Origin of the sequence: Rhodobacter capsulatus (assembly GCF_052363175.1) — a bacterium.
In the GTDB taxonomy this organism is placed as follows: Bacteria; Pseudomonadota; Alphaproteobacteria; order Rhodobacterales; family Rhodobacteraceae; genus Rhodobacter; species Rhodobacter capsulatus_D.
This window is the reverse complement of sequence record NZ_CP198946.1, coordinates 2,469,559-2,490,714: the sequence shown is the minus strand read 5'-3', so window position 1 is coordinate 2,490,714 and position 21,156 is coordinate 2,469,559. Positions and strand designations below refer to the sequence as shown.

The 21,156-nt window shown below is 66.4% G+C and carries 21 protein-coding genes; 14 read left to right on the top strand and 7 right to left on the bottom strand.

Features of this window, described 5'->3' with window-relative positions:
- Nucleotides 1-10 precede the first annotated feature (10 nt).
- Entirely contained in the window at nt 11-1,486 is a 1,476-nt protein-coding gene (locus ACTTAI_RS13060) for a leucyl aminopeptidase family protein (protein ID WP_444451982.1), read from the top strand.
- A 51-nt stretch (nt 1,487-1,537) separates the two neighbouring features.
- Here ACTTAI_RS13060 and ACTTAI_RS13055 read toward each other — a convergent pair whose 3' ends face one another.
- Nucleotides 1,538-2,200, bottom strand: a complete 663-nt coding sequence (locus ACTTAI_RS13055; protein WP_444451981.1) for a pyridoxamine 5'-phosphate oxidase family protein — start codon at nt 2,198-2,200, stop codon at nt 1,538-1,540.
- Nucleotides 2,201-2,257: 57 nt separating this feature from the next.
- Here ACTTAI_RS13055 and pdxR point away from each other — a divergent pair, with 57 nt between their 5' ends.
- Nucleotides 2,258-3,691 carry a MocR-like pyridoxine biosynthesis transcription factor PdxR gene (pdxR, locus tag ACTTAI_RS13050; RefSeq protein WP_444451980.1) on the top strand — a complete coding sequence of 478 codons (1,434 nt, stop codon included), beginning with the start codon at nt 2,258-2,260 and terminating at the stop codon, nt 3,689-3,691.
- A gap of 18 nt (nt 3,692-3,709) precedes the next feature.
- Here the strand turns inward: pdxR and ACTTAI_RS13045 are convergent, their stop codons facing one another.
- Complete coding sequence (locus ACTTAI_RS13045; protein WP_444451979.1) at nt 3,710-5,128, bottom strand: amidohydrolase; 1,419 nt, start codon at nt 5,126-5,128, stop codon at nt 3,710-3,712.
- A gap of 171 nt (nt 5,129-5,299) precedes the next feature.
- Nucleotides 5,300-6,235 (bottom strand): helix-turn-helix transcriptional regulator, encoded by a 936-nt coding sequence (locus ACTTAI_RS13040; RefSeq protein ID WP_444455763.1) that lies wholly within the window; start codon nt 6,233-6,235, stop codon nt 5,300-5,302.
- On the opposite strand from ACTTAI_RS13040, the gene ACTTAI_RS13035 reads away from it, so the two are divergent.
- From ACTTAI_RS13035 to ACTTAI_RS13015, 5 genes are read left to right on the top strand one after another with little or no spacing between them, the layout of a single operon-like run.
- The gene (locus ACTTAI_RS13035) at nt 6,215-7,342 is read left to right on the top strand and encodes an ABC transporter ATP-binding protein (RefSeq protein WP_444451978.1); all 1,128 of its coding nucleotides are present in this window, start codon (nt 6,215-6,217) and stop codon (nt 7,340-7,342) included. The two genes, ACTTAI_RS13040 and ACTTAI_RS13035, sit on opposite strands and share 21 nt — an antisense overlap.
- Before the next feature lie 24 nt (nt 7,343-7,366).
- Entirely contained in the window at nt 7,367-8,521 is a 1,155-nt protein-coding gene (locus ACTTAI_RS13030) for an ABC transporter substrate-binding protein (RefSeq protein ID WP_444451977.1), read from the top strand.
- A gap of 10 nt (nt 8,522-8,531) precedes the next feature.
- Complete coding sequence (locus ACTTAI_RS13025) at nt 8,532-9,389, top strand: ABC transporter permease (RefSeq protein ID WP_444451976.1); 858 nt, start codon at nt 8,532-8,534, stop codon at nt 9,387-9,389.
- 7 nt (nt 9,390-9,396) lie between these two features.
- Nucleotides 9,397-10,203: an ABC transporter permease gene (locus tag ACTTAI_RS13020; protein ID WP_444451975.1), complete on the top strand. Its 807-nt coding sequence runs from the start codon at nt 9,397-9,399 to the stop codon at nt 10,201-10,203.
- A 10-nt stretch (nt 10,204-10,213) separates the two neighbouring features.
- Nucleotides 10,214-10,978, top strand: a complete 765-nt coding sequence (locus ACTTAI_RS13015; protein ID WP_444451974.1) for an SDR family NAD(P)-dependent oxidoreductase — start codon at nt 10,214-10,216, stop codon at nt 10,976-10,978.
- Nucleotides 10,979-11,083: 105 nt separating this feature from the next.
- Here the strand turns inward: ACTTAI_RS13015 and ACTTAI_RS13010 are convergent, their stop codons facing one another.
- Nucleotides 11,084-12,730 (bottom strand): Na/Pi cotransporter family protein, encoded by a 1,647-nt coding sequence (locus ACTTAI_RS13010; protein WP_444451973.1) that lies wholly within the window; start codon nt 12,728-12,730, stop codon nt 11,084-11,086.
- A 256-nt stretch (nt 12,731-12,986) separates the two neighbouring features.
- Between ACTTAI_RS13010 and ACTTAI_RS13005 the strand changes: the two genes are divergently transcribed.
- Together ACTTAI_RS13005 and ACTTAI_RS13000 are read left to right on the top strand one after the other, a co-directional pair.
- Nucleotides 12,987-13,754: an ABC transporter permease gene (locus ACTTAI_RS13005; protein WP_444451972.1), complete on the top strand. Its 768-nt coding sequence runs from the start codon at nt 12,987-12,989 to the stop codon at nt 13,752-13,754.
- Nucleotides 13,751-14,434: a hypothetical protein gene (locus ACTTAI_RS13000; protein WP_444451971.1), complete on the top strand. Its 684-nt coding sequence runs from the start codon at nt 13,751-13,753 to the stop codon at nt 14,432-14,434. The genes ACTTAI_RS13005 and ACTTAI_RS13000 overlap by 4 nt, the downstream gene beginning before the upstream one ends.
- Nucleotides 14,435-14,572: 138 nt before the next feature.
- Here the strand turns inward: ACTTAI_RS13000 and ACTTAI_RS12995 are convergent, their stop codons facing one another.
- Nucleotides 14,573-15,358 carry a DUF1684 domain-containing protein gene (locus ACTTAI_RS12995; protein ID WP_444451970.1) on the bottom strand — a complete coding sequence of 262 codons (786 nt, stop codon included), beginning with the start codon at nt 15,356-15,358 and terminating at the stop codon, nt 14,573-14,575.
- A 479-nt stretch (nt 15,359-15,837) separates the two neighbouring features.
- Between ACTTAI_RS12995 and ACTTAI_RS12990 the strand changes: the two genes are divergently transcribed.
- From ACTTAI_RS12990 to ACTTAI_RS12975, 4 genes are read left to right on the top strand one after another with little or no spacing between them, the layout of a single operon-like run.
- On the top strand, nt 15,838-16,935 hold the full coding sequence (locus tag ACTTAI_RS12990; protein ID WP_444451969.1) for an ABC transporter substrate-binding protein: 1,098 nt from the start codon (nt 15,838-15,840) through the stop codon (nt 16,933-16,935).
- 47 nt (nt 16,936-16,982) lie between these two features.
- Entirely contained in the window at nt 16,983-17,846 is an 864-nt protein-coding gene (locus ACTTAI_RS12985; protein WP_444451968.1) for an ABC transporter permease, read from the top strand.
- Nucleotides 17,836-18,609 carry an ABC transporter permease gene (locus tag ACTTAI_RS12980; protein WP_444451967.1) on the top strand — a complete coding sequence of 258 codons (774 nt, stop codon included), beginning with the start codon at nt 17,836-17,838 and terminating at the stop codon, nt 18,607-18,609. Before ACTTAI_RS12985 ends, ACTTAI_RS12980 begins: the two co-directional genes overlap by 11 nt.
- Nucleotides 18,606-19,385, top strand: a complete 780-nt coding sequence (locus ACTTAI_RS12975; protein WP_444451966.1) for an ABC transporter ATP-binding protein — start codon at nt 18,606-18,608, stop codon at nt 19,383-19,385. The genes ACTTAI_RS12980 and ACTTAI_RS12975 overlap by 4 nt, the downstream gene beginning before the upstream one ends.
- Nucleotides 19,386-19,440: 55 nt before the next feature.
- Here the strand turns inward: ACTTAI_RS12975 and ACTTAI_RS12970 are convergent, their stop codons facing one another.
- Nucleotides 19,441-19,668, bottom strand: a complete 228-nt coding sequence (locus ACTTAI_RS12970; RefSeq protein WP_444451965.1) for a hypothetical protein — start codon at nt 19,666-19,668, stop codon at nt 19,441-19,443.
- Between the two features lie 50 nt (nt 19,669-19,718).
- Between ACTTAI_RS12970 and ACTTAI_RS12965 the strand changes: the two genes are divergently transcribed.
- Complete coding sequence (locus ACTTAI_RS12965; RefSeq protein WP_444451964.1) at nt 19,719-20,210, top strand: LysR substrate-binding domain-containing protein; 492 nt, start codon at nt 19,719-19,721, stop codon at nt 20,208-20,210.
- Nucleotides 20,211-20,285: 75 nt separating this feature from the next.
- On the opposite strand, the gene ACTTAI_RS12960 is transcribed toward ACTTAI_RS12965, so the two are convergent.
- Entirely contained in the window at nt 20,286-21,062 is a 777-nt protein-coding gene (locus ACTTAI_RS12960; protein ID WP_444451963.1) for a DeoR/GlpR family DNA-binding transcription regulator, read from the bottom strand.
- Between the last annotated feature and the right edge of the window lie 94 nt (nt 21,063-21,156).

Sequence of the window (21,156 nt, the reverse complement as noted above, 5' to 3'; positions counted from 1 at the left end):
AGAGGTCGCCATGCCCGTCACCGTTTCCCGCTCCACCGGCCCGATGCCCGATACCCGCGTCGTCATCCTGCCGCTGACCGCGTCGCTCGCCCTTGGCCCGCGGGCCGCGGCGCTGGATGAAGCCTCGAACGGCGCGATCCGCCGGGCGCTGGACGCGGCGCGGTTCAAGGCCGCCGAGGGGGCCTGCCTCGACATTCTCGCGCCGCAGGGTCTCGCCTGCGCGCGCATCATCGTGCTGGGCCTTGGCGCCCCCGAGGCGCTGACGCCCCTTGCGGCGAACCGGGCCGGGGTGGCCCTTGCGCGCCATCTTGAGGCCCTGGGCGAAGACGCCGCGACGCTGGTGCAGGATGGCGAGGGCCCCGAGGCCGCCACGCATCTTGCCGCGCTCGTCCACGGGGTGCGGCTTGGCAATTATCGTTCCCCCCTGATGGGCCGCGCCGATCAGCCCTTCACGCTGCAGCTTGCCCTTGCCACCGATCTTGAGGCCGATGCCGCGCTCGCCCGCATGGATGCGGTGGCCGAGGGGGTGACGCTCGCCCGCGATCTGGTGAACTTCCCGGCAAGCCACCTGCATCCCGACAATTTCGCCGATCACCTTGGCCCGCTTGCCGCGGCCGGGATCGCGATCGAGGTGATGGACGCCGACGAGCTGGCGCGTCAGGGGATGAACGCGGTGCTCGCCGTCGGCATGGGCTCGGCGCGCAAGCCGCGGGTGATCACCCTGCGTTATCGCCCCGAGGGCAGCCCCGAGGCGCCCGTCGCGCTGGTCGGCAAGGGGATCTGTTTCGATGCGGGCGGGCTCTGCATCAAGACCGGGCCGCAGATGTTCGGCATGCGCGCCGACATGAGCGGCGCCGCGGCCGTCATCGGCGCGATGCTGGCGCTGGCCCGGCAGGGCAGCAAGGACCATGTCGTGGGGGTTCTGGGCATTGCCGAGAACATGCTCTCGGGCAGCTCCTACAAGTCCGGCGATATCGTCACCACGATGTCGGGCAAGACGGTCGAGGTTTATGACACCGACTGCGAAGGCCGGATGGTTCTGGCTGACATCCTTTATCTTGCGGCCAGCCGTCACGCGCCGCGGGTGATCGTCGATCTGGCGACGCTGACCTATTCGGTGATGCAGGGGCTTGGCCATGTCTTCGCCGGGCTTTTCGCCACCGATGATGACCTGGCGGCAGAGCTTCTGGCGGCGGGGGAGCGCGTGGGCGAGCGGTTCTGGCGGCTTCCGCTCGATCCGGCCTACGAGGTTGAACTCCGCACGCCCTTGGCCGATCTGCGCCAGCATGCCGCCGATCTGCACGATGGCGACGCGCCCCATGCGGCGGCCTTTCTGCGCCAGTTCACCTGCGGCTGTCGCTGGGCGCATCTTGATATCGCGGGCAAGGAACTCGCCGAGAAAGACCTGCCGCTCGCCCGTCGCGGCGGCACCGGCTTCGGGGTTCGGCTGCTTGAGACGTGGATCACCGAGGTCGCGCAGGCGTAAAAAGCATGCGTGCCCGGCTGCGTCGCAAGCCGGGCACGAAAGACCAATCGGCTACAGGGTCAGCCGATCCGCGGCTTGCGGGCGTGATCGGGCACGGAAACGCCCGGCAGGTTGCGCGGATCGGGGGATCGGCTCGCCGATCTGCAGCGACACCGGCACCACACCGGCCCAGATCGGCAAGGCATAATCTTCCGGCTCGTCATTCGGCCCGCCGCTGCGCAGCTTGGCCGAGCCTTCCGTGATCGGCAGGCCAAGCACCATCGTGCCCTTCAGATCCTGCGGATGATCGGGGCGCAGCCCCTCGTAGCGGCCGGGGAAAAGATGGTTCACGAAAGCCGCAAGTCGGGCCAGTTTCTCGGCCGGATCCTCGACCACGAAGGCAGTGCCAAACAGCGTCACCGAGCGCGAATTGACCGTGTGATGAAACCCCGAGCGCGCCAGCACGAAGCCATCAAGGATCGAGACCGAGAGGCAGACCTCGGCGGCCTTGCCCGCCCGCAGCGCGCGGCTGGCCGAGGAGCCATGCCAGTAGACATGATCGCCCTCGCGCCACTGCAGCGTGGGCGTCACATAGGGTTTGCCCTCCATCACATAGCCCACCGAGCACAGCGGTTGCGCATCGAGGATGGCATCAATGGTGGCGCGGTCATGGGCGCCACGGTCGTGCAGGCGGCGCAGGCGGCTGCGTTCGGTCAGGGCAAGGCTCTCGCTCATCGGTGTCTCCCAAATTCGTTGCTGTATCGGGCCTAACGCGATAGTGGATATGGGAACATGGCCAATCCGGATAAAAAAGACAGATCCACTTTCGAGGCTGCGCTGTTCGGGCTGACGCTTTCCCGCGGCGGCGGGCCGTTGCATCTGCAGCTGACCGATGCCTTGCGGGCGCTGATCCTGCGCGGCGGTGCTGCCGGGCGGCGGCTGCCGTCGAGCCGGGCGCTGGCGGGCGAGCTGTCGATTTCGCGGCTCACCGTGACCACCGCCTATGACCAGCTCATCGCCGAGGGCTATCTGCAGACGCGCCCGGGCGCGGGCACCTTCGTGGCCGAGGATCTGCCGCATCTCGCCTCGCCACCGCCGAACGTGCCGCCGGTCGCGCGGCACACCGAGCCAGTCTTGCCGTTCCTGCCCGGTTTGCCCGATCAGCGGCTGTTTCCGCACCGGCTCTGGGCACGGCATCTCGAACGGGTCTGGCGGGCGCCCGCGGCTGCGTTGCTGGACCGGGCCGATCCCTTCGGCTGGTATCCGCTGCGCGCCTCGATTGCCGATCATCTGGGGGTCTGGCGCGGCCTTGTCTGTGCGCCCGAGCAGGTGGTGATCACTTCGGGCGCGCGCGACGTGACCGAGATCCTGTGCCATGCGCTTTTGCCGCCGGACGCTCTGGTGGCGCTGGAAGACCCCGGCTGGCCGGTGGTGCAGGCGCTTCTGGGCCGCCTCGGGGCGCGGCCGCTTCCGCTGCGCATCGGCGGCGAAGGGCTTGATCCGGCAGCGATTCCGCAAGGCACGCAGGCGGTGATCGTCACCCCCTCGCGGCATTATCCGACCGGCGTGGCGATGGCGCTGCCCCAGCGTCTTGCCCTGCTGGGCTGGGCGCGCGCGACGGGCGGGTTGATTGTCGAGGACGATTACGATGGCGAGTTTCGCTATCGCGGCCAACCGCTGCCAAGCCTTGCCGGGCTCGACGGTCTGCGCGCGACGCTCTATTCCGGCTCGTTCTCGAAGCTGCTGAGCCCGGGGCTCCGGATCGGCTATCTGGTGGTGCCCGAAGCGCTTGTGGGCAAGGTGCGGAGCCATCTGGCGCAGGGCGGGCCGCGCGCGTCGCTGCTGCCGCAACCCGCGCTTGCGGCCTTCATGGCGAGCGGCGAATTTGCCACCCATCTGCGGCGGATGCGCCGACTTTATGCGGCGCGGCAGGCGGTGCTGATCGAGGCCTTGCAGCCGGTGGCCGGGCTGCTGGAGTTGCGCCCCGATGCCTCCGGCATGCATCTGGTGGCGCCGCTTGCCGCCCCGCTGCGCGCGCGCAGCTCCGATGCGGAGATCGTCTTGCGCGGGGCCGACCGCGGGTTGACGCTGAAGGCGCTGTCGGAGTTTGCGCAGCTGCCCGATCCGCCGCAGGGCCTCGTGCTTGGCTATACCGCCTTTGACGAGGCGCAGATCCGCACCGCGGCCGCGCGGCTCTGCGATCTGCTGTGCGAGATCGTCGCCTGACGCCGTTCAGACCGGGGCTCAGACGGGGCGCGGCACCAGCGGCGGGGCAAGATCGGCGGGCAGGGGGCTAGTATAGGGCGTGCGCGCCAGACGGCGGGCATGTTCGGCCTTCGCCGCCGCCAGAAGCTCCGCATCGGTCAAAAGCCGCTCGGCCAGAAGCGCCATCGCCCGGGCCGCATGCGTCATGCCCTTGTGCGCCGCTCCGGATTTGCCCTGCGCGGTCAGCTGCCAGCTATGCCCCGGCGTGCCGATCGCATGGCAGGCCACCAGAACCTCAGTCGTGGGCACTGCCCAGGTCACGTCAGAGACATCGGTCGAGCCGATCATCTTGTCCCCGCCCGGCCGCAGCGGCACGATCCAGTCGCACAAGGGCGCCGCGGCGGGCTCCTGCGCCACGACGCGCCAGGGCGCCTCGAGGTCGGTCGGGCTCAGCGTCGCGCGGATCGCCTCGGCATAGGCGCGGTCGGCGGCATCAAAGGGCACGCCGCCCAGATCTTCCAGCACCTGCTGCATGGCGCGGTCCATCACCTCGTTCACCAGGTTGTTCGACACCGCCGAGATCACCTGAAAGTCGACCGAAGTGCCCGTCATCAGCGCCGCGCCCCGGGCCACGTCCTTCACACGCTCGACCAGCGCCAGCATGTCGGCCAGCTCCAGCGCGCGGATCGAATAGCGCACCCTGGCGCGGGCCTGCACCACATTCGGCGCGGTGCCGCCCGCGTCCATGTAGGCGTAATGGATGCGCGCGCCATTCACCATGTGCTCGCGCAGGTAGTTCACGCCGACCGACATCAGTTCGACCGCATCCAGCGCCGAGCGGCCAAGATGGGGCGTCGCGGCGGCATGGCTGGCGCGGCCGGTGAAGCTGAAATCCATCCGGGTATTGGCAAGGCTTTCGGGGTCATCGACGCGGGTCATGCCATCGGGATGCCAGGTGATCGCGGCATCGACCCCCGCAAAGGCGCCGTCGCGCACCATGAAAGCCTTTGCGGCGCCGCCCTCCTCGGCGGGGCAGCCGTAATAGCGTACCCGGCCCGGCGTGCCGGTGGCGGCGAGCCAGTCCTTCAGCGCGCAGGCCGCCAGAAGCGAGGCCGCGCCCAGCAGGTTATGGCCGCAGCCGTGGCCGTTGCCGCCCTCGACCACCGGCTTCGGTTCGGCGATGCCAGCCACCTGGCTCAGGCCGGGCAGGGCGTCATATTCGCCAAGGATCGCGATCACCGGCCCGCCGTCGCCCGCCTCGCCCATCACCGCGGTGGGAATTCCGGTGACGTTTTCGGTGACGCGAAAGCCCTTGGCGCGCAGCACCTCGGCATGTGCCGCGCAGGAGGCAAACTCGCCGTAAAGCAGCTCCGGCGTGCCCCAGACGCGGTCCGCGAGCGCCGTCAGATCGTCGCGGTGCAGCTCGATGGCATCAAGGATGGGATGGGTGTTTCGCATGTGGACCTCCGGGCGCCTTTGCGGCCAAACTGGTCCTGCGGACAGGCCGCGACAAGGCATGGCGTTGTGTCGGTCACAATCTGGCGGAGGCGAAGAGAGAGGGGGGCGTCGAGATGCGCAGTCTCGCCGCTGCCCCTGCGTGCAGGTTGCCCTGCCGGGCCCGGCCCAGGATCATTCCAGATCTGACAGCGCCTTGATGAAATGGGAAAACAACTCGCCTTGCGAGCTGATGCGCAGCTTGCTGTAGATGTTGCGCTTGTGAATTCGGACCGTTCCCGGCGAGATTCCGAGGGCTTGTCCGGTGGCCTCGGCGGAATAGCCCTTGAGCGCGAATTCGACGATCTCACGTTCCCGCAAAGTCAGCAGGTTGCGGCCGACATTCTGGAAGGCGCGTTCGATCAGATCGGCAAGCCGTGGCCCCTGCAACGGCGATTGCTGCTCGGCGAAGCGGTGCGACAGTCCTTCCCAATTGCGTCTCGCGGCGGCCGCGACGAATGGCAAGACGTCCTGCAACGCCCTGAATTCCCGCGCGGAAAACACGCGCGTTGCGCGCATCGCAGAAATCACGATGCTGACGCCATCCTTCGCATCGACCATGAAGCCGATCTCTTCGGCCAGTTCTGTCTGAACGTAATAGTTGCGGAAATACTCACCCTGATAGAACCGGTCCGGCGCCAGATCGCGCAAGCGCACCAGCCGCGGGGTGACCGGCGCAAGCGAGTGCAGGTAGAACGGATCAAGCAAGTAGGGCCCGGCCTGATAATCGGCAACCATCACCTGACGCTTCCAGTCCGGAAATTCGTCATGCAGCGCAATCGGCCGGAAATCCTTGAAATAGGCGAAGGTTACGCTGTGCTCGAAGGGGGCGATGGTGCGCAGCGCTGCAATCAGCGCCGGGGCGAAATCGGGAGAGCCGAGAGTTTCGACAACGCGCGCGCTCGCGGTGATCCATTCCCCCTGCATTCCTGATCCTGTGCTGCCGATATGCTTTTTGTGATATATACAGCAAAGCCGTCGTTGCGTAAGATTTTTCCAAAACACGGGATAGCCTGCCAAAAGGGCTGACCAACAGGGAAAGACGAACGAATGATTTATGCGACGGGTCATCACGCCGTCAGCGCTGGTGCGGCTATTGCCGAATTCGTCAATACGACCAAGCGCTACGGCGACGTTCTGGCGGCCGACAATCTGAATTTGCGGATCGAAAAGGGCGAGTTCCTGTCGTTTCTTGGCCCTTCGGGCTGTGGCAAGACGACGGCGCTGCGGATGCTGGCGGGTTTCGAGACGCCAACCGAGGGCACGATCCTGATCGATGGGCGCGAACTGGCCGCCGAGCCTGCGCATCGCCGCCCGGTCAACATGGTGTTTCAGCATTACGCGCTGTTCCCGCATATGACGGTGGCCGACAACGTGGCCTACGGGTTGCGCCAGCGCCGCCCGAAAATGCCCCGCGACGAGATCGCGCGGCGTGTCGCAAAGGCGCTCGAGACGGTGCGGCTGGGCGATTTCGGTCCGCGCCGGATCTGGCAGATGTCGGGGGGGCAACAACAGCGCGTGGCGCTCGCCCGCGCCATCGTCAACGAACCGAAGATCCTGCTTCTGGACGAGCCAATGGCCGCGCTGGATGCCAAGCTGCGCGCCGAGATGCAGATGGAACTGCTCAGCTTGCAGCGCAGCCTTGGCATCACCTTCATTCTGGTCACCCATGACCAGCAGGAGGCGCTGTCGATGTCGGACCGGATCTGCATCATGGGCAAAGGCCGGATCATGCAGATCGGCACCCCGCGCGAGCTTTATGACACGCCCGCAAACCGCTACGTCGCCGATTTCGTCGGCCGCGCCAACATCCTGCCCGCGCGGATTCGCGCGACAACCGCAGGACGGGCGCAGGTCGAGTTGTCGGGCGGACTGACCGTCGAGGTTGCCGCGCCTTTCGTCCCCACTCCGGGTGCGACGGTCGAGGTGGCAGTCCGCCCGGAGGCGTTGCGGCTGGCACTGGCGCCCGAGCCGGGCGTGCCCGCGATCGCCGCGACGGTCACGCACATGACCTTCTTTGGCGAACATATCGAATATCTGCTGGCGCATCCGGTTCTCGGGGCGTTGCAGGTCATGCTGCCCAGACAGGCCGAAAGAGCACTGCCGGGCGCAGGCGTGGGCACGGTGCTCCACGTTCTCTGGGATCCGGGCTCCGGCCTGATCCTGGGCCAGGACTGACCTCTCCAACAAGGGATCCGACACATGAAGACTGACGACACGCCGATCACCCGGCAGAAGTTCATGGAAGAATTGCACCGTTACCGCAAGGGATCGGTCACCCGCCGCCACTTTCTGGGCGTGACGGGCCTTGGCACCGCCATGGCGGTTCTGGGCGGCGCGCTGCCGATGCTGCGCCCCGGCCGCGCCTTTGCCGACGACATCGGCGACCGCGTCATTCTGGCCACCTGGCCGAATTATCATGATCCGGCGAATTTCGACATCTTCCGCGATCAGACCGGCGCCGCGGTGCAGGTCAATGTCTTCGGCTCGAACGAGGAAATGCTGGCCAAGCTGCAAGCGGGCGGCTCGGGCTGGGATCTGTTCGTGCCGACGAATTACACCATCACCACCTATGTCGAGGCCGACCTGATCGAGCCGCTCGATCTGACGAAGCTGCCCAATTACGACGCGGCGGCCTTCGAGGCGCGCTTTGCCGAGGCAGGCACCGTCAATGGCAAGCTGTATGCCGTGCCGAAGAACTGGGGCACGACCGGCATGGCTTGGGATTCGGGCAAGGCGAAGGCGCCCTTCACCAGCTGGAAAGAGTTCTTCGATGTCACCCGCACCGATTTCTCGGGGCGCACGATCGTGCATGACTACCAGCTGACGACGATCGGCAATGCGCTGAAATATTTCGGTTATTCCTTCAACTCGGTCGATCCGAAGGAACTGGCCGAGGCCGAGAAGCTGCTGATCGAGGTGAAACCGCATCTGTTCGCCATCACCTCGGATTATCAGCCGCCGATGCGCAATGGCGATGCCTGGCTGACGATGTGCTGGACCGGCGAAGGCAAGCAGATGAACCGCGACCTGCCCGAAATCCAGTTTGCGCTGGGCAAGGAAGGCGGCGAGATCTGGTCGGATTACTATGCGATCCCGAAGAACGCGCCGCATCGCGACGCCGCCTATGCGTTGCTGAATTTCCTGATCGATCCGCAAGTGAACGCGCGCGAGGCGCTGGCGCATGGTTTCCCGGTGGCCGATGCCCGCGTCAATGCGCTGCTGCCGGCGGAGCTGCTGAATGATCCGATCCTGCACCCGGCGGCCGATCTGCTCAATGCGCTCGAATTCGGTGCAGCGGCGACGCTGACCGACCCGAACCGCGCCGAGCTGATGGCGCGCTTCAAATCGGCCTGAGGGTGGAAAGATGGCGATCTCGCAACGAATGGCGCGCGCGATCCTGCTTGGCCCGGCAGGGCTCTGGTATGCGGTGCTGCTGGTGCTGCCGCTGGTCGTCGTCCTGGTCTATTCCTTCGGCGAAAGGGGGGCTGCGGGCGGCTACGCCCCGGCCTTCACCCTGGCGCAATATGCCAATCTCGGTGCGCGCTGGACGGCGTTTCAGAACACGCTGATCCTGGCGCCGACGGGAACGCTGGCGGCGCTTCTGATCGCCTATCCGCTGGCCTATTTCCTGGCCTTGCGGGTCTCGACGCGCTGGCGCACGACGCTTCTGGTGCTGGTGATCGTGCCGTTCTGGACCTCGATCCTGATCCGCAGCTATGCGTGGATCTTTCTTCTGGGCGGGCGCGGCATTCCGCAGCTTCTGTCTGATCTGGGGCTGGGCGATCTGCGCCTGATCAACACGCCTTTCGCGGTTCTGGTTGGCATCGTCTACGGCTATCTGCCGCTGATGGTGTTTCCGATCTATGTAAGTCTGGAAAAGCTCGACAAGCGGCTGTTGGAGGCGTCCGGAGATCTGGGGGCGCCGCCCTGGCGCAGCTTCCTGCAGATCACGCTGCCCTTGTCGCTGCCCGGGGTGGCGACCGGCTCGATGCTCGTCTTCATCCTCTTGATGGGGGAATATCTGATCCCGCAGATGCTGGGCGGCGGCAAGGTCTTCTTCGTCGGCAATGCCTTGGTCGATCTGTTCCTGCAATCGCGCAACTGGGCCTTCGGCTCGGCGCTGGCCGTGACGCTGGTGGCGATCATGCTGGTCACGGTGACGCTTTACATGCGGTTTCTCAAACGCATCGGCGCGGCGCGCGACGATGTCGGTCTGATGTGAGGGCGCCATGAGACTTTACGCTTTCGTCGTCTATGCCTTCCTTTACCTGCCGATCGGCATCATCGCGCTGTTCAGCTTTTCGGCCGGACGCAACGCAAGCCAGATGCAGGGATTTTCGACCGAATGGTATGGACGGGCGCTGTCGAACCCTTTCGTGCTCGATGCGCTGCAGACCTCGGCGCTGATCGCGCTCTCCTCGGCGGTGCTGGCCAGCATCGTCGGCACGCTGGCCGCGCTGGCGCTGAGCGGGATGAAGGGGCGTTTGCGCACGCTCTTCGATGCGTTGATCTATATCGCGGTGATGATCCCGGGCATCGTCATCGGCATTGCCACGCTGATCGCCCTTGTCACCGTTTTCGACGCGGTCAACCCTTGGCTTGAAGGCGCGACGGGCTGGCGACTGTCGATGGGGGCGGGCTCGCTGATCGCGGCGCATGGGCTGTTCACCATGTCGCTGGTGATCATCCTCGTCCGGGCGCGGATCGAGGGGATGGACCGCGCGCTTCTGGAGGCCTCCTCGGATCTGGGGGCGGGACCGCTTGCCACCTTCCGGCAGGTGACGCTGCCGCTTCTGGCCCCGGGGATCCTGGCGGGGTTCCTGCTCAGCTTCACCTTCAGTTTCGATGATTTCATCATCGCCTTCTTCGTCGCAGGGTCGGAAACGACACTGCCGATCTACATCTTCTCGTCGATCCGCCGCGGCGTGACGCCCGAAATCAACGCCATCGGCACGATGGTGATGGCGGCGTCCCTTCTGATGCTGGTGATCGCGCAGATCACCCTGCGCCGCGGCGAGAAGCCCAACCCTCAATAGGAGACAGGAAATGACCGGATGCTTGGACGGGCGGGTCGCGCTGGTGACCGCCGCAGGGTCGGGGATTGGCCGCGCGGGCGCCATCGCGATGGCGGCAGAGGGGGCGCGGCTGATGGTGACCGATCTGGACGCCAGCCTTGCCGCCGCCACCGCCGAGGCGATCCGTGCCGCGGGCGGTCAAGCGGAAAGTGCCGGGCTCGATGCGCGCGACGATGCGGCGATCGCGGCGACGGTTGCGGGGGTGCTGGCGCGGCACGGGCGCCTTGACGTGCTGCATTCGCATGCCGGGATCCAGATCCCCGGCAAGCTTGAAGAGGTCAGCGCGGCGCAGATGGATCTGGCCTGGGCGCTGAACGTGCGAGCGCATTTCGTGCTGGCGCAGGCGGTGGTGGCGCCGATGCGGGCGCAGGGCGGCGGCTCGGTGATCGTCACCGCCTCGAATTCCGGCTGCCAATATGATCGCGGCATGATTTCCTATGCCACGACGAAACATGCCGCGGTGGCGATGGTGCGCCAGATGGCGGCCGATTATGCGCGCGAAAACATCCGCTTCAACGCGCTTTGCCCGGGCTTTGTCGACACGCCCTTCAATGCCGGGTTCGAAACCCAGATGGGCGGGCGCGCGGCGCTTGAAGCCTATGTGGCCGAGACGATCCCGATGGGGCGCTGGGCCAGCACCGCAGAGATTGCCGAGGGCATCGTCTATCTTGCCTCGGAACGTTCCTCCTTCGTGACCGGGCTGGCGCTGGTGATCGATGGCGGCGAGATCCTGTGACCCGCTCTGTCCTGCCGCCTTCCGCAGGCGTGTCCGTCCAGCGCTGATATTGCGGTCCAGGCCCGGAAGGGAAAGCGACGGCATCGCTCTGGTCGCACGCAGGCGTCAGGCGCGGCGCAGGCGGGTATCCAGCAGATCTCCGCTTTCCGTCAGGATCGGATAGGCCACCATCGCAAAACAGGTGTTGATCTGCTTGAGTTCGCGCAGCAGCTCCTGATGGATGTTTGAGGTCGCCGTGCTCTCGGGATTGGCCTGCCGCAGGCGGGCCATGTGGGCCTGTTGCAGCGCCTGTTCTTGTCGCCGCACGCTTTCTTTTTGCGCGACCAGATCGCGGGCGGCTGCCGGGTTGCGCGTCATCTGCACCTGCAGAGCCGTTTGCGCCGTCGTCAGCACGGAATCGTGGAAATCCTGCAGCTCCCGCCGGTCGTCGGGGGCGAAGGTCAGCCCCTCGGCCCCAAGTTTGCGGGCCAGGCCGAAGCTCATCCGCGCCACCGCATCGCCTGCCGCTTCGAAATGCGCCGCCTGTTCTACAAGTTCGGCCGCCCGACGCGCCAGCTCCGGGTCTTCGGTCGGCGTGTCAAGCCGCGCCAGATAGGCCTTGGTCGCGGCATGCATCCGGTCGAGCCGCAGCTCGGCCTCGGCGATGGCGGCTGACTCTGTCCTGTTCCAGCGGGTGAAAAGTGGCATCACCAGACGCAGCATCGCTTCGGCGGTTTCGCCCATGTGCAGCACCTCGCGCGCGGCGCAGGCGAGTGCACGTTCGGGCTCGGCCAGGGCGGCCGGATCAAGCGCGCCGGGGAGATCTTGCGACAGTGCCGGATCGGGGCGCTGCGGGATCGCCCGCGCCAGCACGAACAGCAGCGCCGGGATCAGCGCCAGCCCGATCACCGCCACGCCGAGGTTGAAGATCAGATGCAGGTTGATCACCTGTTGCCCGGGGTCGGCGCCAAGCCAGGACCAGTCGTGCGGCGCAAGGTTCAGCACGGCAAGGCAGGCCGCTGCGCCACCGCCGCGCACCAGCGCATTCGCCCAGACCATCTGGCGCGCTCCGGTCGCCGCGCCAAGCGTGAGCATCACGGCAATGAAGCTGCCGCCGAGGTTTGCGCCCAGCACCAGCGCCGCCGCGACCGGGATCGTCAGCAGCCCCTGCGTCGCGAAGACCATCACCATCAGCACCGCCGCGACCGAGGAATGGATGACCCAGGCAAGAGCAGCGCCCAGAGCGAAGGTCGAAACCAGATCCTGCTGCAGAAAGCCCGCGACCGAAGGCAGCCCGGCCAGATCGCGGATTGGCGCACTGGCATGGGCAATCATGTCGAGCGCGACAAAGGTCAGGGCCAGCCCGATCAGGATGCGCCCGATCTGCCGCCCGGGCTTTTCCTGTGTGCGCAGAAAGCTTGCGACACCGATCAAAAGCAGCAGCGGCGCCAGCCAGACGGGGCGCAGCACCAGCGCCTGCACCACCAGCGCCGAACCGATGTCGGCGCCCAGATGCATGGCCAGCCCGACCCCCGCCGAAATCGTTCCGGCGGTGACGAAACCTGCCGCCAGCACGGCGACGGCTGTCGAGCTTTGCATCAGAAGCGCCACCGTGGCACCACTTCCCGCCGCCACAAGACGGTTGCGCGCCGAGACCCGCAGCCACCGGCGCAGCTGCGGCGCAAAGGCCCGCTCGACGCCCGTGCGCACCATGCGTACCGCATAGATGAGCAGCGCCGCCGCCCCCGCCACGTTCAGAAAGAACAACAGCATCGCTTGGCCCTCCGCCTTGCCCGATCTTCAACACCTAAAGCGAAACGATCTCGCGCCAACCCTGCGCCTGCGATTTTCGGATCGTTGCGGCGGTTCTGTTTCCGGGGCGGCACGGAGGACGGTGCGGGGCCGTATCCTCGCCGGCAAATCCCGACTCATCGGGCTGGCACGCGGTCTGCAACCACAGCGCGAGACAGAAGAAAATTCTCTTTCCTGTGGCGCATTCGGCAGCGGGCCTTCGTTTCCCCGCCAGTCTTTGCTGATCGCGCTCCTGCGCCCGGCGCTTGCGCTCGCGCTTCTGGCGGCGCTTTGGCAGGCGGTGGTCTGGGCCGCGGTCGTGCCCGAACGCTATTTCCCGCCGATTGCCACCGTGGTGCAGGCGGGCCTTGCGATGATCGCCCGCGGCCAGATGCAGCAGGCGCTGTTCGACACCGGATCGCTTGCCGTTCTGGGCGCCATCGCGGTCAATCTGATCGGCATCGGTCTGGGGCTTGCCGCCACGGGCGCCCCGAGCCTGCGGCGCATCCTCGATACGGTGGCCGCGATCTTGCAACCCGTGCCGCCTGCCGCCGTCGTGCCGATGGCGGTCTTTGCGCTGGGCCTTGGCTGGAAGCTTTACGCCTTCGTCGTGGTGCTGGTGACGATCTGGCCGCCCTATCTGGCCACGGTCTCGGCACTGGCCGCGACGAACCCGGTGCTGCTCTCGGTGGGGCGGATGGCGGGCTTTGGCCCGCTGGGCCTGCTTTGGCACATCCGCCTGCCCGCCGCGATGCCCGAGATTCTGGCGGGGGTGCGCTATGCCACCACCATCGCGCTGATTGCGGTGATCGTCTCCGAGATGATCACCGGCCGCGATGGCATCGGATTTCTTTTGTTTCAAAAGGCCTTCGCCATCCGCATCCCCGAGGTGTTCGCGCTGATGTTCGCGGTCGGACTGCTGGGTAGCCTTATGGGCCTCACCGTCAGCTCGGTCTATCGTCTTGTCGCGGGCTGGCATCTGGCGCAGCGGGGCAGGGCGGCATGAAACGTTTTCTGCTCCATCCCGCCGCCGTTCTTCTGGTTGCGCTCTGCGCATGGCAGATCGTGGCCCTGGTCAAGACCACGCCGCTGTTCCCCGGTCCGCTGGATGTGGCAGGGGCGCTTTGGGAAGATGGTCCGCGGCTGATCCGCGAAATCGGCCACACCCTGCGCCGCGCTGTTGCGGGCTTTGCGCTGGCCGCGCTGACGATGATCCCGCTGGGCCTTGCGATGGGGCGCCTCCGCGGGCTGGCCTTCGTGGGCGAGCCGCGCGATTGCCGATTGGTGATGATCACCGATGGCCGGTTCAAGCTGATCACCGCGCCGGGGTTCCGTCCGATCCTGTTCGATCTGGACGCCGACCCGGGCGAGCTGACCGATCTCGGCGCCGACCCGGCTCAGGCAGAGACGGTCGCCCGGCTGACGGCGGCGCTGCTTGACTGGTATCGGGCTGCCGCAAACCGCATCACTGTCAGCGACGGTTGGTTCAGCGGCGGAGATGAAGCGGCCGAGGCCTTTGATCCGCTGCTCGATCCGGGCATCCTGATTGGCTACTGGGATGAGGCCGAGCTGGAAGCCGAGCGTGAAAAGCGCAAGAGATGGCGGGCCGCGCAGCCCGAGGGTGGAATGCCTGCACAGTCTCGGCGTTCGTCTGAAAGGACTGGCCCCCGGGAAGGACGCCCTTGATCCCTTGCATGGCGCGTTGAGATTTTCCAGATTTTTCAGCTGGATGTCTGGCGAATTTCAACCAGTTCAGATCTCTGTGCTTTCGGGACGGGTAATCGCCCCCACCACGGATACGACGGGGGCACGCGGGAAAGAACGTCAGGCGGGGCGACGCTCGCCCGCGCGGATGGCGAAGGGCAGGCGGTTTTCGGGCGGCGGCAGCGGGCAGGCGGCCAGATCGGTGAAGGCACAGGGCGGGTTGAAGGCCTTGTTGAAATCCAGCACCACCCGGCCCTCGGGCCCGCCCTGTTCCACCTCGCCAATCAGGAACCGCCCCGCCGCATAGGTTTCGCTGGCCGCGGTGGCATCGCGGATCACGAACATCGGCTTGCCCGCCTTCCAATGCGTCGGGATCAGTGTCACCTCGCGGCCGTCATGGGTGAACCGGGCGCGATGGGTGAGCCGCACTTCGGTGGGGATGCCCACCACGGTGTCGATCTCCCGGGCTTCGGGGGTGTCGAGCACCTCCCACTGCGCCACGATCCGCCATGCCGGATCGACGGGAAAGCGCTCGATCCCGGCAAACCGCGCCGGTTCGGGCGAGGCCAGATCGCGCACGCGCAGGGCGCGGCTTCCGGCAAGATCGGTGATTTCGAGCAGCAGATCGCCCGTGCGCAGTCGTGGCGGCGCATCGGGCACCGGCACGAAGGGCCGCGGCCCCGCGCCGGTGTCAAGCGTCGCGGCGCCGTCTTCGGCCAGCTCCAGCACGCCGAGCCGCGCGGGGCCGACAGAGAGCCGCAGATCGCAGGTCTCGTCTTGCCCGACGAGATGTCGCCCCGGCACAAGGTCCACCCGGTCGGTCAGGTTCAGCCAGCCATCGGCCGCTTGCAGCGCCACAAGCCGCGCGGCATGCCAGCGGGCGATTTCGTTTGCGTGGTTGGTCATCTCTTCGTCCTGGGTGGGGCAGGTTTGCGAAAGCCTGCGGCTGCGGCGTTTGCCCAAGAGAGACGGCCCGCAGCCTGAACGCAAGTCGAAAGCCAATGCACCCGATCAGCCCCGGACCTGCCGCTCAGCCGAACGCGCCAGACCGCCACAGGCTCTGGGCGCGACTCACGGTGGCTTTGTCAAAGGCGGTGATCGTCGGTTTTCTTCGTGCAACCCTGCGGGGAAATTGCGGTTTTCGAAATTGGTGCAAAGATCGCTGAATATATTCTACTGATCTTGTCGTGATTTTTCGTATTCTGTTTTCGGAACGGCGCTGAACTGCCCCTGCCGCACCGGGCGTGTCCGGTCAAGGCAAGGCTGTCCCGAGGCGGGGCCTGCTCGGCTGAAGGGCCTGCGCCGCTCCACGAGTTTCTTTCCCGCGGCTGTCTGGCCGCAAACCTTCCCCGCAGCCCGGCCGCTGCCCATTTCAAGGACCGACCATGAGCCTTCCCAAATTTCTGGCCACGCTTGCCCTGGCCGTGCTGACCACGACGGCCGCCCAGGCCGAAGATGATGCCAAGGTGATCCGCTTCGGCTTCCCCGGTGTGGGCGCCGACAATCGCCCCTACAGCCATTCCACCGCGATCGCCTATGCCCGCACCCGCGAAACGCTGGAAAAGGATTTCGCCAAGGATGGCATCAAGATCGAATGGACCTTCTTTCGCGGCGCGGGGCCCGCGCTGAACGAGGCGGTGGCGGCGGGGCAGCTTGATTTCTTCCTGCTCGGCGATCTGCCCGCCATCGTCGGGCGGGCGAACGGTCTTCACCACAAGTTCCTCTTTGCGACGGGCCGCAACGACCCGATCTATCTGGCGGTCGCGCCCGGCAGCGACATCAAGACCGTCGAGGATGTGAAGGGGCACAAGGTGGCGCTGTTCAAGGGCACCAACCTGCAAAACGCCACCGACCGCATCCTGGAACGCCACGGGCTGCGCGAGAAGGACGTGAAGTTCATCAACCTTGATGCCAATTCCGCGGTGGCGGCGCTCACCTCGGGCAATGTCGATGCGGTTTTTGGCGGGCAGGAATATCTGGCGCTGGCGCAAAAGGGCGTGGTGAGCATTCCCTACACGACGAAGGGCGATGATCCGACGCTGGGGCGCAACACCTCGTTTCTGGTGACCGAGGCTTTCGCGACGGAAAACCCGAAGCTGACGCAAAAGGTGGTGACCTCGCTCATCGCCACCACCGCCTTCGTGACGAAAGACGAAAACCGCGCCGAGGTTTTTGACGCCTGGACCGCCTCGGGCTTCCCGAAATCCACCTTCGAGGCGAATTTCGAGGGCGTGCGGCTGTCGCAGATCCTGAACCCGCTGATCGATGATTATGTGGTCGCGCGCTACACCGAGCAGGCCGAGGCGGCGAAGAGTTACGGGCTGCTCAAGGGGGATCCGCAGATCGCGACCTGGTTCGATCACAGCTATCTCGACACCGCGCTGAAGGATCTGAAGCTCGAGCATTTCTGGTCGACACGTGGCGCCGATGGTGAGCCCGTGGAGATCGGCAGCAATGACGCGACGCCCGGCACCGGTGGCTGAGCCCTCGCCGGTCCGGGCTGTCCGGACCGGCTTTTCCCAAGAGGCCGATGACGACGATGACCCTGATCCAAAGTTCTCCCGCTCCGCTTCCCGCTCTGCCGCGTCTTGCACGCGGGCTGGCACCCAGCCTTGCGCCGCTTCGCGCCATCTCGCGGCAGATCCTGCTCGGGCTGTCCTTTCCGCTGGCGCTGCTGGCGCTCTGGTCGCTCGGCGCGGCGCAGGGCTGGGTGCCGCCGCAGATCCTGCCCGCGCCTGCCGTGGTCTGGCAAAGCTTCCTTGACCTGTGCGCCGATGGCAGCCTTGCGGCACACACCAAGGCCAGCCTGATCCGCGTCGCCGAGGGCTTCGCGCTGGGGGCTTCGGTCGGTCTGGTCTTCGGGACGGCGGTGGGGCTGGTGCCGGCGTTTCGGGCTTGGGTCTGGCCGCCGGTGCAGGCGGCGACGCGGGTGAATGCGCTGGCCTGGATGCCGCTTCTGACGCTGTTTCTCGGCATCGACGAGGCGCTGAAAGTGGTGGTGATCGGCTGGTCGGTGTCGATCCCGGTGATCCTGGCTACGGCGCGTGCGGTGGGGGACGTGCCTGCCGCGCTGCGCGAACTGGGGGTGGCCCTGCACCTGACGCGGCGCCAGCGGCTGCGGCTGATCGTGGTGCCGCAGGCGCTTCCCCAGATCGCGACGGGGCTGCGCGAGGGTTTGGCCAACGCTTGGCAAAGTCTTGTGATCGTGGAGCTTTTCGCCTCGTTCGAGGGGCTCGGCTACCTGATGACCTGGGGGCGGCAACTGTTCCAGCTCGATCTTGTTCTGGTCGCGATGGCGGTGATCGCGGTTCTGGGCTTCACCTTTGATCTGGCTCTGCGCGGGGTTGAACGCTGGTTGCAACCCTGGCAGACGGGGGGCGGACATGGCCTCTGAGCTTTCCGCGCCGCGGGGCCGCGATCTGCGGCCTTTTCTCTCCTTTGTTCTGGTGCTGGCGCTGTGGGATCTGGCGCATCGCTTCGCCCTGGTCGATCCGCGGTTTCTGCCCGCGCCGCTCGACATCGTGGCCCGCCTGATGACCGAGCTGCGCAGCGGCACCATCCTTGGCGATCTGGCCGAAACGCTGCGGCGCAACCTGATCGGCTTTCTGATCGGGGCCGCGGCGGGGGTCAGCCTTGGCGCGGTTCTGGGGGCCTCGCGGCTTGTCGTTCAGATCATCGGCCCAACCGTGGTGGCGCAGCGCCAGACCGCGCTTTTCGCCTGGGTGCCGCTGCTGGCGATGTGGTTTGGCGGTGGTGACAGCGGCAAGATCGCCTTCATCGCCTTGGCCGCCTTTCAGCCGACGGTCATCAACACCTGGCGCGGCATCGCCCTTGTGCCTGAGCCCTTGCGCGAATTGTCCGCCAGCCTGCGGTTTTCGCGGGTGCAATATCTGCGCCATGTCGCGCTGCCCGCCGCGGCCCCGCAGATCTTCACCGGCCTGCATACGGCGCTGATCTACGCCTGGCTTGCCACTGTCGGCGCCGAGTTGTTCATGAACATCACCCCGGGCCTTGGCGGGCGTCTGAGCGAGGGCAGCCAGATGTTCGACATGGACCTGCTGTTTCTCGCCATCGCGATCTTTGGCGCCGTCGGGCTGGTTTACAACAGCCTTGCCGAGGCGCTTGAAGCCAGAGTTCTGAAAGGACACCGGGCATGACCACGCCGTCCCCCGCGTTGCAGATCCGCGCCCTCAGCAAGAGCTTCGCCCTGCGTGAAGGGGCGCTTGAGGTGCTGCGCGACATCACCCTGACCGTCGAGGCGGGGGAGTTCGTCACCATCGTTGGCGCCTCCGGTTGCGGCAAGTCCACGCTGTTGCGGCTGATCCTCGGGCTTGATCGCGATTTCCGCGGCGAGATCCGCGTTGATGGCGTGCCGGTCACCGGCCCTGCGGCCGATCGGGCCATCGTGTTTCAGGATCATCGGTTGCTGCCCTGGCTCACCGCCGAGGCGAATGTGGCGGCGGCGCTTTTGAACAGCCCGCTTGATGCCGAGACCCGGGCAAGGGAGGTGCGCGATCACCTTGATCTTGTGGGGCTTGCGAAATTCGCCAAGGCCTGGCCGCGGCAGCTCTCGGGCGGCATGGCGCAGCGGGTGGCGATTGCCCGCGCGCTGGTCGGGCGGCCACGGTTTTTGCTGCTTGACGAGCCGCTCGGGGCGCTTGACGCGCTGACCCGGCTCAGGATGCAGGAGGAGCTCAAGCGCATCGTGGCGCATGAGGGGGCGACGGCGCTTCTGGTCACGCATGATGTCGACGAAGCGGTGTATCTCGGCCATCGGGTGGTGGTGATGCAGCCGCATCCGGGGCGGATCGCCACCATTCTGCAGGTTCCGCCCGCGGCGCGAGCGGATCGTTCGAGCCCGGCTTTCGTGGCGCTGCGCGACCGAATTCTGGCGCTTCTGGGCGTCGGAGCGGCTGAAACGCCGGCCGTTTGAGGGCAGATCGCCAGAAGCGGCAGGATCTCGGGAAAGACCGGCCGCAGGGCCCGTCTCATGCGCTCTCCCCGCTCAGGGCGTCGAACAGGAACCGGCCGATGCGCGGGAAGGCGTCGGGCACCTCGTTTGCCAGCCGCTCGCCCTGCGTCATCAGAACGAAGATCAGCGGTTTCTGCCCCGGCGCTGCGAGCCGGATCATGTCATGCTTGAACCACGAGGCCTTCGGATCGCCGGTCCAGAGATTGTGCCCGGCCTTCGACCAGATGCGCACCCCCGCAGGCATTTGCCCGCCCAGATATTCCGAGAGCTGATCGTTCGGAGTGGCGGCTGTGGGTGGGCGAGCCCGAAGACGATGTGAGCCGCGGCCGCGCCGATATCGGCATGCAACTGGCCGTGCCGCCGCGGCCCGATCTGGCCGAGGAGACGCTCTGCGATGTGGCGCTGGTGGCGGTGATGCCGCCCGATCACCCGCTGGCCGCGCGTCCCGTGCTGGTCATCCCCGATTTCCGCGATCAGCCGCTCGTTGGGTTTGATCCGGACTGGTCGCCGATGGGGGCGGTGATCCGCCGCGCGTTCCGGGCCGAGGGGTTGACCTATCAGCTGGCCTGTCAGGTGCCCTACAGCTCGACCGTCTGTCACATGATCAGCGCCTGCGGCGGCATCGGCATCATCGACGCGATGACCGCGGACAGCCTGCTGACGACGGGGCTGGTCACCCGCCCGATCGAGCGCGTGCCGAGCCTGCCGCTGCGCGCCTTCTACCGCCGCGACACGCCCCTGCGCGCAGCGGCGCAGCAACTCCTGCGCGCGCTCGGAGAGGGGTGAGCGCACCGGGCTCCCCGGAAATCTGACGCCCGGCACCGCGGCTTGCGCCGTCAGCCCGCTGCGCCGCAGATCGGATCACGCACGATGGTCCGCGTTTGCCACATGCACCTCGGTGCCCCAGTCGGCGCAGCGCTGCGCCAGCGCTTCGGGCAGCGGCTGGTCGATGAAAAGCGCATCCAGCGTCTGCAGCGAGGCAAGCCGCACTGGCGCCGAGCGCGACAGTTTCGAGGCGTCGGTCACCAGAATCCGTTTGCGGGCTTGTTGCAGGATGGTCCGACTGACGCGGATCTCGGCCAGGTCAAAATCCAGAAGATCGCCTTCTTCATCCAGCGCCGAGACGCCGATGATCGCATAATCCACCTTGAACTGGCTCATGAAATCCGCCGTCAGATCCCCCACGAGCCCCCCGTCGGAACGCCGCAGCGTGCCCCCCGCGACCATGATCTCGCAGCTCTCATTGGCCAGCAGGATATTGGCAACATTGATGTTGTTCGTCACCACGGTGATGTTGCGATGGTTGCGCAATTCGCGCGCGACCGCCTCGGTGGTGGTGCCGAGGTTGAGGATGATCGAGCAATTGTCGGGGATCATCTGCGCGCAGGCCCGGCCGATCGCGGTCTTTGCCGCCTCGTGCATCCGGCGCCGTTCTTCATAGGCGAAGTTGGCCACCCCGATCCGGATCACCGCGCCGCCGTGCACGCGATCCATCAGCCCCGCTTCCGACAGGTCCGAAAGGTCGCGCCGGATCGTCTGCACCGAGACATTGAGCCGTTCGGCAAGGTCTTCGACCACCACGCGCCCTTCGGTGCGCGCGATCTCGAGGATCTCGTTTTGCCTGAGATTGAGCGCCATCTTGCCTCCTGACCCTTGCTGCCTCTACGTCACATGAGTGTCATGTTAGTCTAGATCAATGCGCCCGAATGTCATCGTCAAAGCGCGACAATGT

Bases quoted from the DNA above. Each gene is read 5' to 3' on its own strand.
- ACTTAI_RS13060 (WP_444451982.1), top strand. From the start codon at position 11: ATGCCCGTCACCGTTTCCCGCTCCACCGGCCCGATGCCCGATACCCGC.
- ACTTAI_RS13055 (WP_444451981.1), bottom strand. From the start codon at position 2,200: ATGAGCGAGAGCCTTGCCCTGACCGAACGCAGCCGCCTGCGCCGCCTG.
- pdxR (WP_444451980.1), top strand. From the start codon at position 2,258: ATGGCCAATCCGGATAAAAAAGACAGATCCACTTTCGAGGCTGCGCTG.
- ACTTAI_RS13045 (WP_444451979.1), bottom strand. From the start codon at position 5,128: ATGCGAAACACCCATCCCATCCTTGATGCCATCGAGCTGCACCGCGAC.
- ACTTAI_RS13035 (WP_444451978.1), top strand. From the start codon at position 6,215: ATGATTTATGCGACGGGTCATCACGCCGTCAGCGCTGGTGCGGCTATT.
- ACTTAI_RS13040 (WP_444455763.1), bottom strand. From the start codon at position 6,235: ATGACCCGTCGCATAAATCATTCGTTCGTCTTTCCCTGTTGGTCAGCC.
- ACTTAI_RS13030 (WP_444451977.1), top strand. From the start codon at position 7,367: ATGAAGACTGACGACACGCCGATCACCCGGCAGAAGTTCATGGAAGAA.
- ACTTAI_RS13025 (WP_444451976.1), top strand. From the start codon at position 8,532: ATGGCGATCTCGCAACGAATGGCGCGCGCGATCCTGCTTGGCCCGGCA.
- ACTTAI_RS13020 (WP_444451975.1), top strand. From the start codon at position 9,397: ATGAGACTTTACGCTTTCGTCGTCTATGCCTTCCTTTACCTGCCGATC.
- ACTTAI_RS13015 (WP_444451974.1), top strand. From the start codon at position 10,214: ATGACCGGATGCTTGGACGGGCGGGTCGCGCTGGTGACCGCCGCAGGG.
- ACTTAI_RS13010 (WP_444451973.1), bottom strand. From the start codon at position 12,730: ATGCTGTTGTTCTTTCTGAACGTGGCGGGGGCGGCGGCGCTGCTCATC.
- ACTTAI_RS13000 (WP_444451971.1), top strand. From the start codon at position 13,751: ATGAAACGTTTTCTGCTCCATCCCGCCGCCGTTCTTCTGGTTGCGCTC.
- ACTTAI_RS12995 (WP_444451970.1), bottom strand. From the start codon at position 15,358: ATGACCAACCACGCAAACGAAATCGCCCGCTGGCATGCCGCGCGGCTT.
- ACTTAI_RS12990 (WP_444451969.1), top strand. From the start codon at position 15,838: ATGAGCCTTCCCAAATTTCTGGCCACGCTTGCCCTGGCCGTGCTGACC.
- ACTTAI_RS12985 (WP_444451968.1), top strand. From the start codon at position 16,983: ATGACGACGATGACCCTGATCCAAAGTTCTCCCGCTCCGCTTCCCGCT.
- ACTTAI_RS12980 (WP_444451967.1), top strand. From the start codon at position 17,836: ATGGCCTCTGAGCTTTCCGCGCCGCGGGGCCGCGATCTGCGGCCTTTT.
- ACTTAI_RS12975 (WP_444451966.1), top strand. From the start codon at position 18,606: ATGACCACGCCGTCCCCCGCGTTGCAGATCCGCGCCCTCAGCAAGAGC.
- ACTTAI_RS12970 (WP_444451965.1), bottom strand. From the start codon at position 19,668: ATGCCTGCGGGGGTGCGCATCTGGTCGAAGGCCGGGCACAATCTCTGG.
- ACTTAI_RS12960 (WP_444451963.1), bottom strand. From the start codon at position 21,062: ATGGCGCTCAATCTCAGGCAAAACGAGATCCTCGAGATCGCGCGCACC.